13 protein-coding genes are annotated in these 13,183 nt (G+C 71.2%); 7 read left to right on the top strand and 6 right to left on the bottom strand.

Annotation, left to right across the window (positions count from 1 at the left end):
* Nucleotides 1–100: 100 nt before the first annotated feature.
* From rbfA to ACXJ1Y_RS14995, 5 genes are all read left to right on the top strand, one after another.
* Nucleotides 101–511: a 30S ribosome-binding factor RbfA gene (gene rbfA / locus ACXJ1Y_RS15015; protein ID WP_463846996.1), complete on the top strand. Its 411-nt coding sequence runs from the start codon at nt 101–103 to the stop codon at nt 509–511.
* 91 nt (nt 512–602) lie between these two features.
* Nucleotides 603–1,628: a tRNA pseudouridine(55) synthase TruB gene (gene truB / locus ACXJ1Y_RS15010; RefSeq protein ID WP_463846995.1), complete on the top strand. Its 1,026-nt coding sequence runs from the start codon at nt 603–605 to the stop codon at nt 1,626–1,628.
* 72 nt (nt 1,629–1,700) lie between these two features.
* Nucleotides 1,701–3,104: a dihydrolipoyl dehydrogenase gene (locus ACXJ1Y_RS15005; RefSeq protein WP_463846994.1), complete on the top strand. Its 1,404-nt coding sequence runs from the start codon at nt 1,701–1,703 to the stop codon at nt 3,102–3,104.
* A 120-nt stretch (nt 3,105–3,224) separates the two neighbouring features.
* Entirely contained in the window at nt 3,225–5,834 is a 2,610-nt protein-coding gene (locus tag ACXJ1Y_RS15000) for a histidine kinase dimerization/phosphoacceptor domain -containing protein (RefSeq protein ID WP_463846993.1), read from the top strand.
* Between the two features lie 2 nt (nt 5,835–5,836).
* Nucleotides 5,837–6,397, top strand: a complete 561-nt coding sequence (locus tag ACXJ1Y_RS14995) for a biliverdin-producing heme oxygenase (protein ID WP_463846992.1) — start codon at nt 5,837–5,839, stop codon at nt 6,395–6,397.
* Here the strand turns inward: ACXJ1Y_RS14995 and gmk are convergent.
* From gmk to ACXJ1Y_RS14965, 6 genes are all read right to left on the bottom strand, one after another.
* On the bottom strand, nt 6,394–7,047 hold the full coding sequence (gene gmk, locus ACXJ1Y_RS14990) for a guanylate kinase (RefSeq protein ID WP_463846991.1): 654 nt from the start codon (nt 7,045–7,047) through the stop codon (nt 6,394–6,396). The two genes, ACXJ1Y_RS14995 and gmk, sit on opposite strands and share 4 nt — an antisense overlap.
* A 49-nt stretch (nt 7,048–7,096) precedes the next feature.
* Entirely contained in the window at nt 7,097–7,975 is an 879-nt protein-coding gene (locus ACXJ1Y_RS14985; RefSeq protein WP_463846990.1) for a YicC/YloC family endoribonuclease, read from the bottom strand.
* 69 nt (nt 7,976–8,044) lie between these two features.
* On the bottom strand, nt 8,045–9,457 hold the full coding sequence (gene mltG / locus ACXJ1Y_RS14980) for an endolytic transglycosylase MltG (protein WP_463846989.1): 1,413 nt from the start codon (nt 9,455–9,457) through the stop codon (nt 8,045–8,047).
* An 87-nt stretch (nt 9,458–9,544) separates the two neighbouring features.
* Complete coding sequence (gene mutM, locus ACXJ1Y_RS14975) at nt 9,545–10,489, bottom strand: bifunctional DNA-formamidopyrimidine glycosylase/DNA-(apurinic or apyrimidinic site) lyase (protein ID WP_463846988.1); 945 nt, start codon at nt 10,487–10,489, stop codon at nt 9,545–9,547.
* A 78-nt stretch (nt 10,490–10,567) separates the two neighbouring features.
* Nucleotides 10,568–10,987: an alternative ribosome rescue aminoacyl-tRNA hydrolase ArfB gene (gene arfB, locus ACXJ1Y_RS14970; RefSeq protein ID WP_463846987.1), complete on the bottom strand. Its 420-nt coding sequence runs from the start codon at nt 10,985–10,987 to the stop codon at nt 10,568–10,570.
* Between the two features lie 16 nt (nt 10,988–11,003).
* Nucleotides 11,004–11,282: a BolA family protein gene (locus ACXJ1Y_RS14965; RefSeq protein ID WP_243953668.1), complete on the bottom strand. Its 279-nt coding sequence runs from the start codon at nt 11,280–11,282 to the stop codon at nt 11,004–11,006.
* Between the two features lie 103 nt (nt 11,283–11,385).
* Here ACXJ1Y_RS14965 and ACXJ1Y_RS14960 point away from each other — a divergent pair, with 103 nt between their 5' ends.
* Both ACXJ1Y_RS14960 and cobS read left to right on the top strand, forming a co-directional pair.
* A complete protein-coding gene (locus ACXJ1Y_RS14960) occupies nt 11,386–12,009 on the top strand; it encodes a J domain-containing protein (RefSeq protein ID WP_463846986.1) in 624 nt (207 codons plus the stop codon).
* 189 nt (nt 12,010–12,198) lie between these two features.
* Nucleotides 12,199–13,182: a cobaltochelatase subunit CobS gene (gene cobS, locus ACXJ1Y_RS14955; RefSeq protein WP_463846985.1), complete on the top strand. Its 984-nt coding sequence runs from the start codon at nt 12,199–12,201 to the stop codon at nt 13,180–13,182.
* The last annotated feature ends 1 nt before the right edge of the window (nt 13,183 follow it).

Genomic DNA, 13,183 nt, shown 5'->3' with positions numbered 1-13,183 from the left:
ACGAACCGTCCGGACAGGGCGGCCGCGGCACATGCCGCGGCCGTCTTTTCTTTTTCGAGGAGGCAGGGCCCCCCTCACGGCGGGGCCTTAGCTCACGGACATGGCGCAGAAACCCACACCGACAGGCCCTTCCCAGCGCCAGCAGCGCGTCGCGGAGCTCATCCGCCATGCGCTCGCCGAGGTGCTGCAGCGGGGCGACATCCAGGATCCCGTGCTCGGCTCGCATGTCGTGACGGTGCCCGAGGTGCGGATGTCCCCGGATCTGAAGCTGGCGACGGCCTACATCATGCCGCTCGGCGGGCAGGATGAGGCCCCGGTCATCGCGGCCCTGGAGCGGAACCGGAAGGTCCTGCGCCAGGAGGTGGCCCGCCGGGTGAACCTGAAATTCGCGCCGGAGCTCCGCTTCCGCCGCGACGAGACCTTCGATGAGGCGGCGCGGATCGACCGCCTGCTCCGCGACGAGCGGGTTCGGCGTGATCTCGACGAAACGGATCACGACGCGGATCATTGAGTCGGGAGTCCAGCAGGGCGCCGCCCTGCACCCGCAAAAGGACCAAGTCCTTTTGAAACCTTGTTTTTGACGTTTCAGGGCACAGAGGGACATGACGGTTTCCACCGACGATCACGCTCCGGCGCAGCCGGTCGCCGGCCTGCCGGGCGAGCCCCGCAGCCACGACGGGCGCCGCCCTCAGCAGCGCGGTCCCCGGCCCGATCGCCCGAAGCGCAAGGATGTGTCGGGCTGGGTGATCCTCGACAAGCATGTCGGCATGACCTCGACCCACGCCGTCGCCGTGGTGAAGCGCGCCTTCAACGCGAAGAAGGCGGGCCATGCCGGCACCCTCGATCCCCTGGCCTCCGGCATCCTGCCGATCGCGCTGGGTGAGGCGACCAAGACCGTCCCGTTCGTGATGGACGGACGCAAGGCCTACCGCTTCACCGTCTCCTGGGGCGTCGAGACCGATACCGACGACGCCGAGGGCCGTCCCGTCGCCACCAGCGAGGCGCGGCCTGAGCGGGCGGCGGTGGAGGCGGCTTTGCCGGCCTTCGTCGGCGCCATCGAGCAGGTGCCGCCGCGCTATTCGGCCATCAAGATTCAGGGCGAGCGCGCCTACGACCTCGCCCGTGACGGCGAGACCGTGGAACTCGTCGCCCGCCCGGTGCAGATCGACCGCCTGGAGGTGGTCGGCCACGAGAACGGGCAGACCGTCATCGAGGCCGAGTGCGGCAAGGGCACCTATGTCCGCGCGCTGGCCCGCGACCTCGGGCGGATGCTCGGCTGCTACGGCCACGTCGCCGCCCTGCGCCGCACCCGCGTCGGGCCCTTCACCGAGGCGGAATCCTGCGCCGTGGCGACCCTGACCGACCAGGGACCGGAGGCGGCGCTGGCCCATCTGCGTTCCGTCGAGACGGCCCTCGACGCCATTCCCGGCATCGCCGTCTCCCGCGACATGGGCCTGCGCCTGATGCGCGGCCAGCCGGTGATCCTGCGCGGGCGCGATGCCCCGGTCTCCGGCAAGGCCTTCGCGACCTGCTCCGGCATCCTCGTGGCCGTGGGCGACGTGGAGCGCGGCGAGCTCGTGCCGCACCGAGTCTTCCACCTCGGCGGGACGGCTCCCGGCCGCGCCTGAGGCGCGTCGGCGCACCCGGAACGCGGGGCATTTCAGCCCTGTTGGCCCCCCGTTGCGATACGCGGGGGCTGGATGCGCGAACGGGAATGCGACGTGGCGGTGATCGGTGCGGGAACCGCCGGTCTCGCCGCGTATCGGGCGGCGCGTGCCAAGGGAGCCCGGGCCATCCTCATCGAACGGGGGCCCGGCGGCACGACCTGCGCCCGCGTGGGCTGCATGCCCTCCAAGCTCCTCATCGCCGCCGCCGAGGCCGCCCACGGCGCACGCGGCACCGATCTGTTCGGCATCCGGGTCGAGTCGGTGCGCGTCGACGGCCCGGCCGTCCTCACCCGCCTGCGCCGGGAGCGCGACCGCTTCGTCGGCGCCGTGCTGGACGGCGTTGAGGAGATCCCCGGGGACGACCGCGTGGCCGGGCAGGCCCGCTTCCTCGACGGCCGCACCCTGGTGATCGAGGGAGCGACGCGCCTGCGCTTCGGCGCCGCCATCGTCGCCACGGGGTCGAGCCCGGCCGTGCCGAAGCCCCTGCGGGGGCTGGGCGACCGCCTGTTCACCACCGACACGATCTTCGAGATCCCGGACCTCCCGCCCTCCCTCGCGGTGCTCGGCCTCGGCGCGGTGGGCGTCGAACTCGCCCAGGCGATGGCCCGCCTCGGCGTGCGGGTCACGGCGTTCGATTCGGGCGACACCATCGCCGGGCTGACCGAGCCCGGTCTCGTGGCCGAGGCGACCCGAATCTTCTCCGGCGAATTCGCACTCCATCTCGGGGCGCGGGTCGAGGGGGCGGAGCGCGTCGGCGATCTCGTCCGCCTCGACTGGACCGACAGGGACGGCGCGCGCCAATCGACCGAGGTGAGCCATGTGCTCTCGGCGGCGGGGCGGCCCCCGAACGTGTCCGATCTCGGCCTCGACACGACGGGCCTGTCCCTGGACGAGGACGGGATGCCCGCCTTCGACACGCGCAGCCTCGTCTGCGAGGGCGCGCCGATCCTCATCGCCGGGGATGCCAATGGGTGGCGGCCGATCCTGCACGAGGCGAGCCGGCAGGGCCACATCGCGGGCGAGAACGCCGCCGCCCTCGCCGCCGGCCGCCCGGTCGAGGCGCCGGAAACCTGGCCGGCCCTGGCGATGGTCTTCACCCACCCCCAGGCCGCCAGCGTGGGCGCCTCCTTCGACCCGGAGGCGCAAGGGCGGATCGTGGCGCGGACGAGCTTCGCCGATCAGGGCCGCGCCCGCACGGAGGGCGTGAACCGGGGCGGCGCGTGCCTCTGGGCCGCGCCGGACGGCCGCCTGCTGGGCGGGGAGCTTCTGGGCCCGGCGGTGGAGCACCTGTCCCAGATCCTGTCGAACGCCCTGCGCGACAACTTAACCGTTCGCGCCATGATGGACCGGCCCGTTTACCATCCGACCGTGGAAGAAGGGCTCAATACGCTATTGTCCGAAATGATACAAAGGATCACGGATGCTCGAAACGGGTGAGCGACTTCGGAGCATCGCGGGTACAACACGGGACGTGCAAGCATTGCACTTCGCGGATAGCCCCGGCATACCGTCTCCGATGATCCGGTCTCGTGCCTGATGCCGTCGAGCGAGCCCCCTATGGAGAGCCGCGAGGGCGGTGCCGACCTCGATACCCTCGCCCCCGACGAGCTCGACCGCCTGGATGCAGGCGTGATCGCCCTCGACGGCGCGGGGACCATCGTCGCGTTCAGTGAAGGTGCGAGCACGCTGCTCAAGCTTCCCCGGGACGCGGTGCTGGGGCGCGATTATTTCCAAGACGTGATGCCGGCCGCCAACGTGCCGGCCTTCCGTGGCCGCTTCCTCGCCGGGGCCCGGCGCGGGGACCTGGACGAGCGGTTCGAATACGTGTTCGGCCGCCTGCCGCAGCCCCTGCGGGCACAGGTGCAGATGAAGCACGGCCGGTTCGAAGGCGCGCCGGTCACGTGGCTGCGCATCGATCCCCTGGAGAGCCTTGGCTACGGGGCCTCGCGGGACGCGGTGGTCTCCGCCATCGGGCGCCGGGTCCGCGCCGAGCCGGTCGATCCGAGCCTGTGCGAGCGCGAGCCGATCCACATTCCGGGCTCCATCCAGCCCAACGCCGTCCTGTTCGCGGCCGACGCGGCGACCCTCCTCGTCACCGCTTTCTCCACCAACGTGACGGAAGTGGTCGATTCGGCCGAGCCGCCGCTGCTCGGCCGCTCCCTCGGCGACATCCTGCCCCCCGCCTTCATCGAGGCAGTGAAGGCGCGGCTCGCGAGCGGGACCCTGGACGAAGGCCGTTCGCTCCGGCTGCGGGTGCGGTTCCCGGATCGCTCGGAGGCGAATTACCTCGCCGTGGCCCATGTCCATGCCGAGCGCCTGATCGTCGAGATCGAGCGCGAGCCCGACCTCGCCGACGATTTCCGGCTGGCGAGCCAGACCGACACCGAACTCGCCGTGGCCCGGCTGCGCGCCGCCGAGACCCTGGCCGGCGCGGCTCGCGTCGCCGCGCTGGAGATCCGCGCACTCACCGGCTTCGAGTCCGTGCTGGTCTACCGCTTCGATGCGGATTGGAACGGCGAGGCCGTCGCCGAGGACAAGACGCCGAACTGGTCGCGCAGCCTCCTCGGCCTGCGCTTCCCGGCCTCCGATATCCCGGCCCAGGCCCGCGCCCTCTACACCAAGGCCAAGAGCCGCTTCGTGATCGACCGCGACAGCGTGCCGGTGGCCCTCGTCGGCGCGCCGGGGGGCGCCAACGCCCCCATCGACCTCACCTTCGCGCAGCACCGCTCCCTGTCGCCGATCCATCTGGAGTATCAGCGCAACCTCGGCGTGAACGGCTCCATGTCGATCTCGATCATGGTGGACGGTCGCCTGTGGGGGCTGATGATCGGCCATCACCGCCGGCCGCATTACGTGCCGCCGGAGACCCGCGCGGCGGCCACCGTGCTGACCGACGCCTTCGCCATGCGGGTGCAGGAGATCGAGTCGCGCCGCCTCTGGGCCGAGCGGCAGGCGCATCTCGACGTCGAGGGGCGGCTGGTCCGCAGCCTCACCCGCTCGGACGATTTCGTCGCCGCCCTCACCGGGGGCGTCACGACGCTGCTGCACCTGTTCGAATCCACCGGAGCGGGCATCGTCACGGGGGACCGGGCGACGCTGATCGGCCGCGCGCCCCCGGAAGAGGCGGTGGTGCGGATCGCCGCGTGGCTGCGCGAAACCCTGCCGGAGGGCGAGACCCGGTTCGAGAGCAGCCACTTCACCACGATCTACGACGAGGCTGCGCCCTATCGCGAGGTGGCGAGCGGCCTGCTCGCGGCCTTCGTGGACGACGCCCGCGAGACGCTGCTCGTGTGGTTCCGGCCGGAGATGCCGAGCACGGTCACGTGGGGCGGCGACCCGCGCAAGCCGGTGCTCGCCGGCAGCGGTTCGGTGGCGGTCCTGCCCCGGCGCTCCTTCGAGCGCTGGGTCGAGGAGCGCACCGGCCATGCCAACCCCTGGGCGGAATGGCAATCGAACCTCGCCACCTCCCTCGCGGAGGCGGTGGAGGGCGTGGTGCTGCGCCAGCGCCGCAAGATCGACGAGCTGACCGGCCTCCTGGCGGAGAAGGAGCGCCTTCTCGCGCAGAAGGATCTGCTCACCCGCGAGATCGACCACCGGGTGAAGAACTCCCTGCAGATCGTCTCGGCCTTCCTGCAGATGCAGCGGCGGCAGATCGCCGACGCGGCGGCCCGCCAAGCCTTCGCCGAGACCTCCGCGCGGGTGATGAGCGTCGCCCGCGTGCACGACAGCCTCTATCAGGCCGACCGGGTGGACGAGGTCGATCTCGGCGTCACCATCGAGAGCCTGTGCAAGGACCTCGCCGGGCTCGCCGGGGACGGGCATTCCGTCGATCTCACCGTCGAGCGCGGCATGATGGTGCCCTACCGCAAGGCGGTAGCCCTCTCGCTCATCGCCACCGAACTCGTGACCAACGCCTTCAAATACGCCACCACGGCCACGGGTGGCGGGCGGGTCGAGGTGACGGTCTCGTCCTCGGACACCGAGGGCGGCGTGCAGCTCAAGGTCTGCGACGACGGCGCCGGCCTGCCGGACGACTGGGCCGAGCCGAAGGGCAGCGCGCAGGGCTCCGGCCTCGGCATGAAGCTGATCCGGGCGATGCTCGACCAGATCAACGCCCGCCTCGACGTCGTGAACAACCCCGGCGCCTGCTTCACCATCACCGCCTGAGCATGTCCGACCCCACGCTCCACCTGAGGCTGAGGACGGCCACGGCCTCGGCGCACGAGGCGCTGGAACGCGACCTCGGCTGGGAGGCGCGCGTCGCCACGCTGACGGGCTACCGCGACCTTCTCGGACGGCTGCACGGTTTCCACGCCACCTGGGAGCCGGCCATTGGCACGGCGCTGGGCGACGGGGCGTTCTTCGACGCTCGCCGCCGCATCGCGTCGCTGGCGGACGACCTCGCCTTCCTGGGGCTGACGGGGCCGGAGATCGGCGCGCTGCCGCAGGCCCGGCCCATCGCGCTTACGGGGCCCGCCCAGGCGATGGGCGCGCTCTACGTGCTCGAAGGCTCGACGCTGGGCGGACGGGTGATCGGCCGGCACATCGCGGCGGCGCACGGGCTCGGCGGGGAAGGGCTCGCCTATTATTCCGGCCACGGACCCCGAACCGGGGCCATGTGGTCGGCCTTCCGCGCCCGGCTCGATGCGTTCGACGGGGAGGGCGAGGCTGTGGTGGCGTCGGCGAACGCGACGTTCGACGCCATGCGCCTGTGGCTGAACCCGGCCTAGGCCCTGTCGCCCTCGGCCAGCAATCCGTCCACGAAGGCCGCGAGGCCGGTGCGCCGGGTGCGCTTCAGCCGCTCGGCGGCGAGGATGCCCTGCAGGGATTTGAAGGCCGCCTGGAGGTCGTCGTTGACGATGACGTAATCGTACTCGCTCCACCGCTGGATCTCGGTGCGGGCGTTGGCGAGGCGGCGCTCGATGGTCTCGGCGGAATCCTCGGCCCGGCGCTCCAGGCGGTGGCGCAGTTCGGCCATGCTCGGCGGCAGGATGAACACGCTCACCACGTCGCCGGAGAGCTTGCTGCGCACCTGACGGGTGCCCTGGTAGTCGATGTCGAAGATCATGTCCCGGCCGGAGCCGAGCACCTTCTCCACCGGCCGGCGGGGCGTGCCGTAGAAGTTGCCGTGGACCTCGGCGGATTCGAGCAGGTCGTCCCGGGCGCGCAGGTCCTCGAAGGCCTCCCGCTCGATGAAGTGGTAGTGCTGCCCGTCGATCTCGGACGGGCGCCGCGCGCGGGTCGTCACCGAGATGGACAGTTCGAGCGCCCAGCTCGAATCCCCGGCGATGGCGCGGGTCAGCGTCGTCTTGCCCGCGCCCGAAGGCGAGGACAGGATGAGGATCAGGCCCCGCCGCGCAATTCTCGTCTCGTCGATCACGGGTCAGCCCGTCTCCAGTGGGGGTGAGGCGTCACGGTAGCCCGCGGACCTATTCGATATTCTGAACTTGCTCGCGGAATTGTTCGACCACGGCCTTCAGGTCGAGGCCGATCCGCGACAGGCCGATCTCGCCGGCCTTGGCGCAGAGGGTGTTCGCCTCGCGGCCGAATTCCTGGGCCAGGAAGTCGAGCCGGCGGCCGATGGGCCCTCCGGCGGCGAGCAGGTCGCGGGCGGCGGCGCCGTGGGCGCGCAGGCGGTCCAGTTCCTCGCGCACGTCGGCCTTGGCGGCGAGCAGCACCGCCTCCTGGTGCAGGCGCTCGGGGTCCAGGCCGGTGTTCGACAGGGCCTCCACCGTCGCATTGAGCCGCGTCCGCACCGCGTCGGCATGGCGGGAGGGCTCGTCCTCGGCGGCCTGGGTGAGGGCGGCGATGCGCGCGACCTGACCCGAGACTACCTCTTCCAGCTGCCGTCCCTCGGCCCGGCGGGCCTCCACAAGGTCGGCGACCAGCCGCACCACGCCCTCGGTGAGGTCGCGGTTGAGCGAATCGGTGTCGGAGGATGCCTCCTCCTCGGCCTCAACCACGCCCCGGATGCCGAGTAGGCCGTCCATCGTGGCGGGGGCGACGCCCTCGGGCCGGGGCACCCGCGCCACCGCCAGGGCGAGGCTCGCGAGCAATGTCTCGTTGATGCGCACCTTCGGCGCGCCTTCGCTGCGCGTCAGGTTCAGCGACAGCTGGATCTGGCCGCGCGAGAGGGTCTTCTGCAGGGCGGTGCGGGCGGTCTCTCCGACGGCCTCGAAGCCGGTGGGCACCCGGACCCGCACGTCGAGCCCGCGGCCGTTCACACTGCGGACTTCCCAGGCCCATTGCACCGCGCCCGTCGTGCCGGCGGCGCGGGCGAATCCCGTCATGCTCGCGATCTGGGCCATGGGCGGTGCCGTCGTCCGAAGGGACGGCGGCTGTAGCACGGATTCCGGCGGGGGAAAGAGGGCCGGACCCTACCGCTTCGGCTTCTGCTTCAGGCCCGGCGGATCGGCGAGCACCGGGATGCTCTTCGGCGAGCCGAGATCGTAGGTCTTGTTCTTGAGGGGGTCGAGGCGGGTGCCCTCGGAGGCGTCGAAGGCGCGCGACCGGGCCTCCGGCGAGGCGGGGTCGAGGAGCGCCGCGTTGGTGCCGGCGGTCGCCGCCGCGCCCGACGTGTCGGAGGTGGCCGGCGGGTCGGCCTTGTCCACCGCGTCCGGCGGGGATTGGCGGCTCTTCTCTACGGCGCGCCACCGGGCGACGTTGCGCTGGTGCGCGTCCAGGCTCTCGGCGAAGGCGTGGCCGCCGGTCCCGTCCGCCACGAAGAAGAGGTCGCGGGTGCGCGACGGGTTGGCGGCGGCTTCGAGGGCGGCCTTGCCGGGATTGGCGATGGGGCCCGGCGGCAGGCCCTCGATCACGTAGGTGTTGTAGGGCGTCGCCCGGTCGATCTCGGAGCGCAGGATGCCACGCCCGAGGGTGCCGCGCCCGCCGACGAGGCCGTAGACGATGGTCGGGTCCGATTGCAGCTTCATCCGCCGGTTCAGGCGGTTCGCGAAGACGGCGGCGACGCGGGGGCGCTCGTCGGCGCGGCCGGTCTCCTTCTCCACGATGGAGGCGAGGGTGACGAGTTCGGCCGGGGTCTTCACCGGCACGTCGGCGCTGCGGCGCTGCCAGATCTGGTTCAGCACCTCGCGCTGCTTCGCCTTCATCAGGTTGACGATCTGCTGGCGGGTGGCGCCCCGCTCGAACTTGTAGGTATCCGGCAGGAGGGAGCCCTCCGGCGGAACCTCGCCGATCTCGCCCGAGAGCACGTCGTTCTCGTTGAGGCGGGCGACGATCTGCTCCGAAGTCAGCCCCTCGGGGAAGGTGATCGCGTGCTGGACCTGCCGGCCGGTGGCCAGGGTGTCCAGGGTCTCGCCGATGCTGGCATGGGCCTTGAAGAGGTATTCGCCCGCCCGGAGCGGGGCACGCCCGCCGAAGCGCGCCGCGAACTCGAACAGGCCAGTGTGCTGGATCACGCCCTCCTTGGCGAGGGTCTCGGCGATCTCGGTCGTGCCGCTGCTGCGCGGGATCACGATGACCTTGTCGGCTGCGAGCGGTCCCGGCTCCTGCACGTTGCGCTGGTAGATCGTGAGCGTGACCATCGCCGCCAGGGCGGCGGCGACCGCGAAGGTCAGAAGGCCGCTGACCAGGCCGATGAAGCTGCCGCGCTCGCGCTCGGGGCGCTCCGGCGGCGGGGGCGCGGCGATGGGCTTGATCGCTTCGCTGGGAGAGCGCGGGGAGAGGCGCTGCGGCAACGGCGTCTCGTCGTCGTGGCCGTCGTGATCGTGGCCGCGATCGACCACGTCCTGTCCCTCACCGGGCTTTGTCTTGGAACGGCGAAAGAACATCGGGATCCTCGGCGGTCCGGCCGAACCGTTCCGCGAACGGGCTGGGGTCGGCCGCCCACATCAGGGTGTCGCGTCGTGTGCGCGACCCTAGCCACTTTTGTGGCGAAATTGCCGTTCCGCGACGCGAGGTCGTGCCGCTTCGGCCGTGGACGGCTGGCAGGTGGCGCAGAAAAAGGTGGAACGCCCCGCCTGGACCATCCGCGCCACCGTGCCGGTGCATCCTGCGCGAGTGCAGGTGAGGCCGAATCGGTCGTAGACCCGGAAGGCGTGCTGGAAGCCGCCGGCGGTGCCGTCGGTGCGGGCATAGTCGCGGAGCGTCGAGCCGCCCGCCTCCACCGCCTCCGTCAGCACGGCGACGATGGCGCGGGCCAGCGCGTTGGCCGGGGCCGTGGGGCGCCCGTCCGGCTTGGCGAGGGAGCCCGCCGGTGCCTCCGGGTGGAGCTTCGCCCGGTGCAGGGCCTCGCAGACATAGATGTTGCCGAGCCCGGCGATGAGCCGCTGGTCGAGGAGGGCGGCCTTGAGGGGGGTGATCCTGCCTCGGAACAGGCTCGCGATCACCGCGCCGGTCAGCCCGTCCAGGGGTTCGACGCCCATCTTCGCGAAATGGCGGCAGGTGTCGAGGGTTTCGCTCGGCACGAGGTCCATGAAGCCGAAGCGGCGGGCGTCGTTGTAGGTGATCGTGGCGCCCGAGGACATCGCCATCACCACATGGTCGTGCTTCGGCACGCCCTGCGCGCCTTCCAGATAGAAATCCCCCGGCGAGAGGTTGCTGCCGTCCGGCATCGCCACGTCGAAGCGCCCGCTCATGCCGAGATGCATGATGAGCGTCTCGCCGGAATCGAGGCTCGCGGTCAGGTACTTGGCCCGGCGGGCGAGGGCGGTGACGCTCCGCCCTTCGAGCCGCGCGGCGAAACGGTCGGGGAAGGGGAAGCGCAGGTTCGGGCGCCGGAGCGTCACGCGGCTGAAGCGGGCGCCGACCATGGCGGGCTCCAGGCCCCGGCGCACGGTCTCGACCTCGGGCAATTCGGGCATGTCGTCCTGCGTATCGCGTGATGGCGCCGATATCGGCGCCCCGGCGCCGGGCCGCAATGCGCCGTGCGGGCGCGGCCCTCAGTCCATCGGCGCGCCACGTAGGCGCTTGGTGGCGCCGCGCTTGGTCTTCTCCTCCAGCCGGCGCTTCTTCGAGGCGAGCGTCGGGCGGGTCGCGCGGCGGGGCGTCGGCGGCACGGCCGCCTCCGCGACGAGGGCGGCGAGGCGTTCGCGGGCGTCGGCCCGGTTGCGCTCCTGGGTGCGGAAGCGCTGCGCCACGATGACGAGGATCCCGTCATCGGTGAGTCGCCGCCCGGCGAGCCGCATCAGCCGCACGGCCACCGGGTTGGGCAGGGCGGGGGAGCGGCGCACGTCGAAGCGCAGCTGCACCGCCGTCGAGAGCTTGTTGACGTTCTGGCCGCCGGGGCCGGAGGCGCGCACGAAGGTCTCGACCAGGTCCGCCTCGGGGATGGCGATCTCCGGCGTGCAGACGAGGGTCACGGCCGGAGGCCTCCCATCACGCGGCTTCGGCCGGGGTGCGCGCGCGCATCGCCAGGGCGTGAAGGCCCCGGGCGAAGGCGGGATCGAGCAGCCCGTTGACGAGGCGGTGGCGCTCCACCCGGCTCTTTCCCTCGAAGGCGGACGATACGATATCCAACCTATAGTGGGTTTCGCCCCCCGGCCGTGCCCCGGAATGGCCGGCATGGAGGTGCGATTCATCGATCACGTCGAGATGCGCGGGCGCCAACTCACGGCGAAGCTGCATCTCGATCCAGTCCCGAAGCGTTTCGGCCATCTCGCGTCCTGCGTCGCTTTTCCCGTCAAGCCCGATCCCGCGCATGCGTCATCAGGCCCAGCGCCCTTGTGTTGGCGATACGCCCCCTCATAATCGGCCCGTCATGGATCTCAACTCGCGCCTGTTCGACAGCATCCGCATCAAGCCGTCCTGCGACGAGCCCAAGGCCGCTGCCGACACGGCGTGCGAAGCGCCCGGCTGCACGAATCCGGGGCTCTACCGCGCGCCGAAGGGCCGCAAGGCGGAGGGGCAGTACTACCGGTTCTGCATGGACCACGTGCGCGCCTACAACGCCTCGTACAATTATTTCGACGGCATGAACGACGCCGCCGTCCAGGCCTTCCAGAAGGACGCGCTGATCGGGCACCGCCCGACCTGGGCCATGGGCGTGAACCGCACGGCGGACGCCAAGCCGGAGCAGGAGGCGGGCCGCGACTGGGCCTATGTCGATCCGCTGGGCATCCTGCGCGCCAACGGCGTCGGCGCCACCGGCCGCCGCGCCAAGCAGGAGGAGCCGGAGCGCCCCCGCCGCTCGGCCGCCGTGCGCAAGGCGCTCGACGTGCTCGGCCTCGACGACACCGCCGACACCGCCGCGATCAAGGCGCAGTACAAGACGCTGGTGAAGCGCTTCCACCCGGACGCCAACGGGGGCGACCGGTCGTTCGAGGAGCGCCTGCGCGACATCATCCGCGCCCACGATGTGCTGCGCGCCGCCGGCCTGTGCTGAGACGGCACGAAGGATGCACGTTGCCCCGCTCGAAGCGGAGGCCGGTCGGCTCTATATGAGGGGTCTCGTTCCCACGGTGGCGAGTCCCCGCGCTGCCGTCTAAGGTTCCGCGTCTTGCGGAATCCGCTCCCAAGCGTCTCCTGCGCGGATGCGGCCTTCCAAGCTGCCCCGCGCTCCAAGAGGTCCCGAATGCTCTCTGACGATACGCCCGCCCGGCTCCCCGACCGCACCGTCAACGTCCGCGACGTCTTCGGCATCGACCTCGACCTCAAGGTGCCGGCCTTCGCCGAAGCCGAAGAGCACGTGCCCGATCTCGACCCGGACTACATCTTCGACCGGGAGACCACCCTCGCCATCCTGGCCGGCTTCGCGCGCAACCGCCGCGTGATGGTCACGGGCTATCACGGCACCGGCAAGTCGACCCATATCGAGCAGGTCGCGGCCCGGCTGAACTGGCCCTGCATCCGCATCAACCTCGACAGCCACGTCTCGCGCATCGACCTCGTCGGCAAGGACGCGATCGTGCTGCAGGACGGCAAGCAGGTCACCGCCTTCCAGGACGGCATCCTGCCCTGGGCCCTGCAGAACAACGTCGCCCTCGTCTTCGACGAGTACGATGCCGGCCGCCCGGACGTGATGTTCGTGATCCAGCGGGTACTGGAGGTCTCGGGCCGCCTGACGCTGCTCGATCAGAAGCGGGTCATCCGCCCGCACCCGGCCTTCCGCCTGTTCGCCACGGCCAACACGGTCGGCCTCGGCGACACGTCGGGCCTGTATCACGGCACGCAGCAGATCAATCAGGGCCAGATGGACCGCTGGTCCATCGTCACGACCCTGAACTACCTGCCGCACGACCGCGAGGTGGACATCGTCCTGTCCAAGGCGCCCCACTACAAGGGCGACAGCGGGCGCGACATCGTCAGCCGCATGGTGCGCGTGGCCGACCTCACCCGCAACGCCTTCATGAACGGCGACCTCTCCACCGTCATGAGCCCGCGCACGGTCATCACCTGGGCCGAGAACGCCGACATCTTCCGCGACATCGGCTTCGCGTTCCGCGTGACCTTCCTGAACAAGTGCGACGAGCTGGAGCGGACCCTGGTGGCCGAGTTCTACCAGCGCGCCTTCGGCAAGGAACTGCCCGAGAGCGCGATGAACGTCGCCCTGAGCTGAA

Source organism: Methylobacterium sp. TK26 (assembly GCF_055361565.1).
The sequence above is the reverse complement of the archived record's forward strand: the minus strand, read 5'-3'. Positions and strand labels throughout refer to the sequence as shown.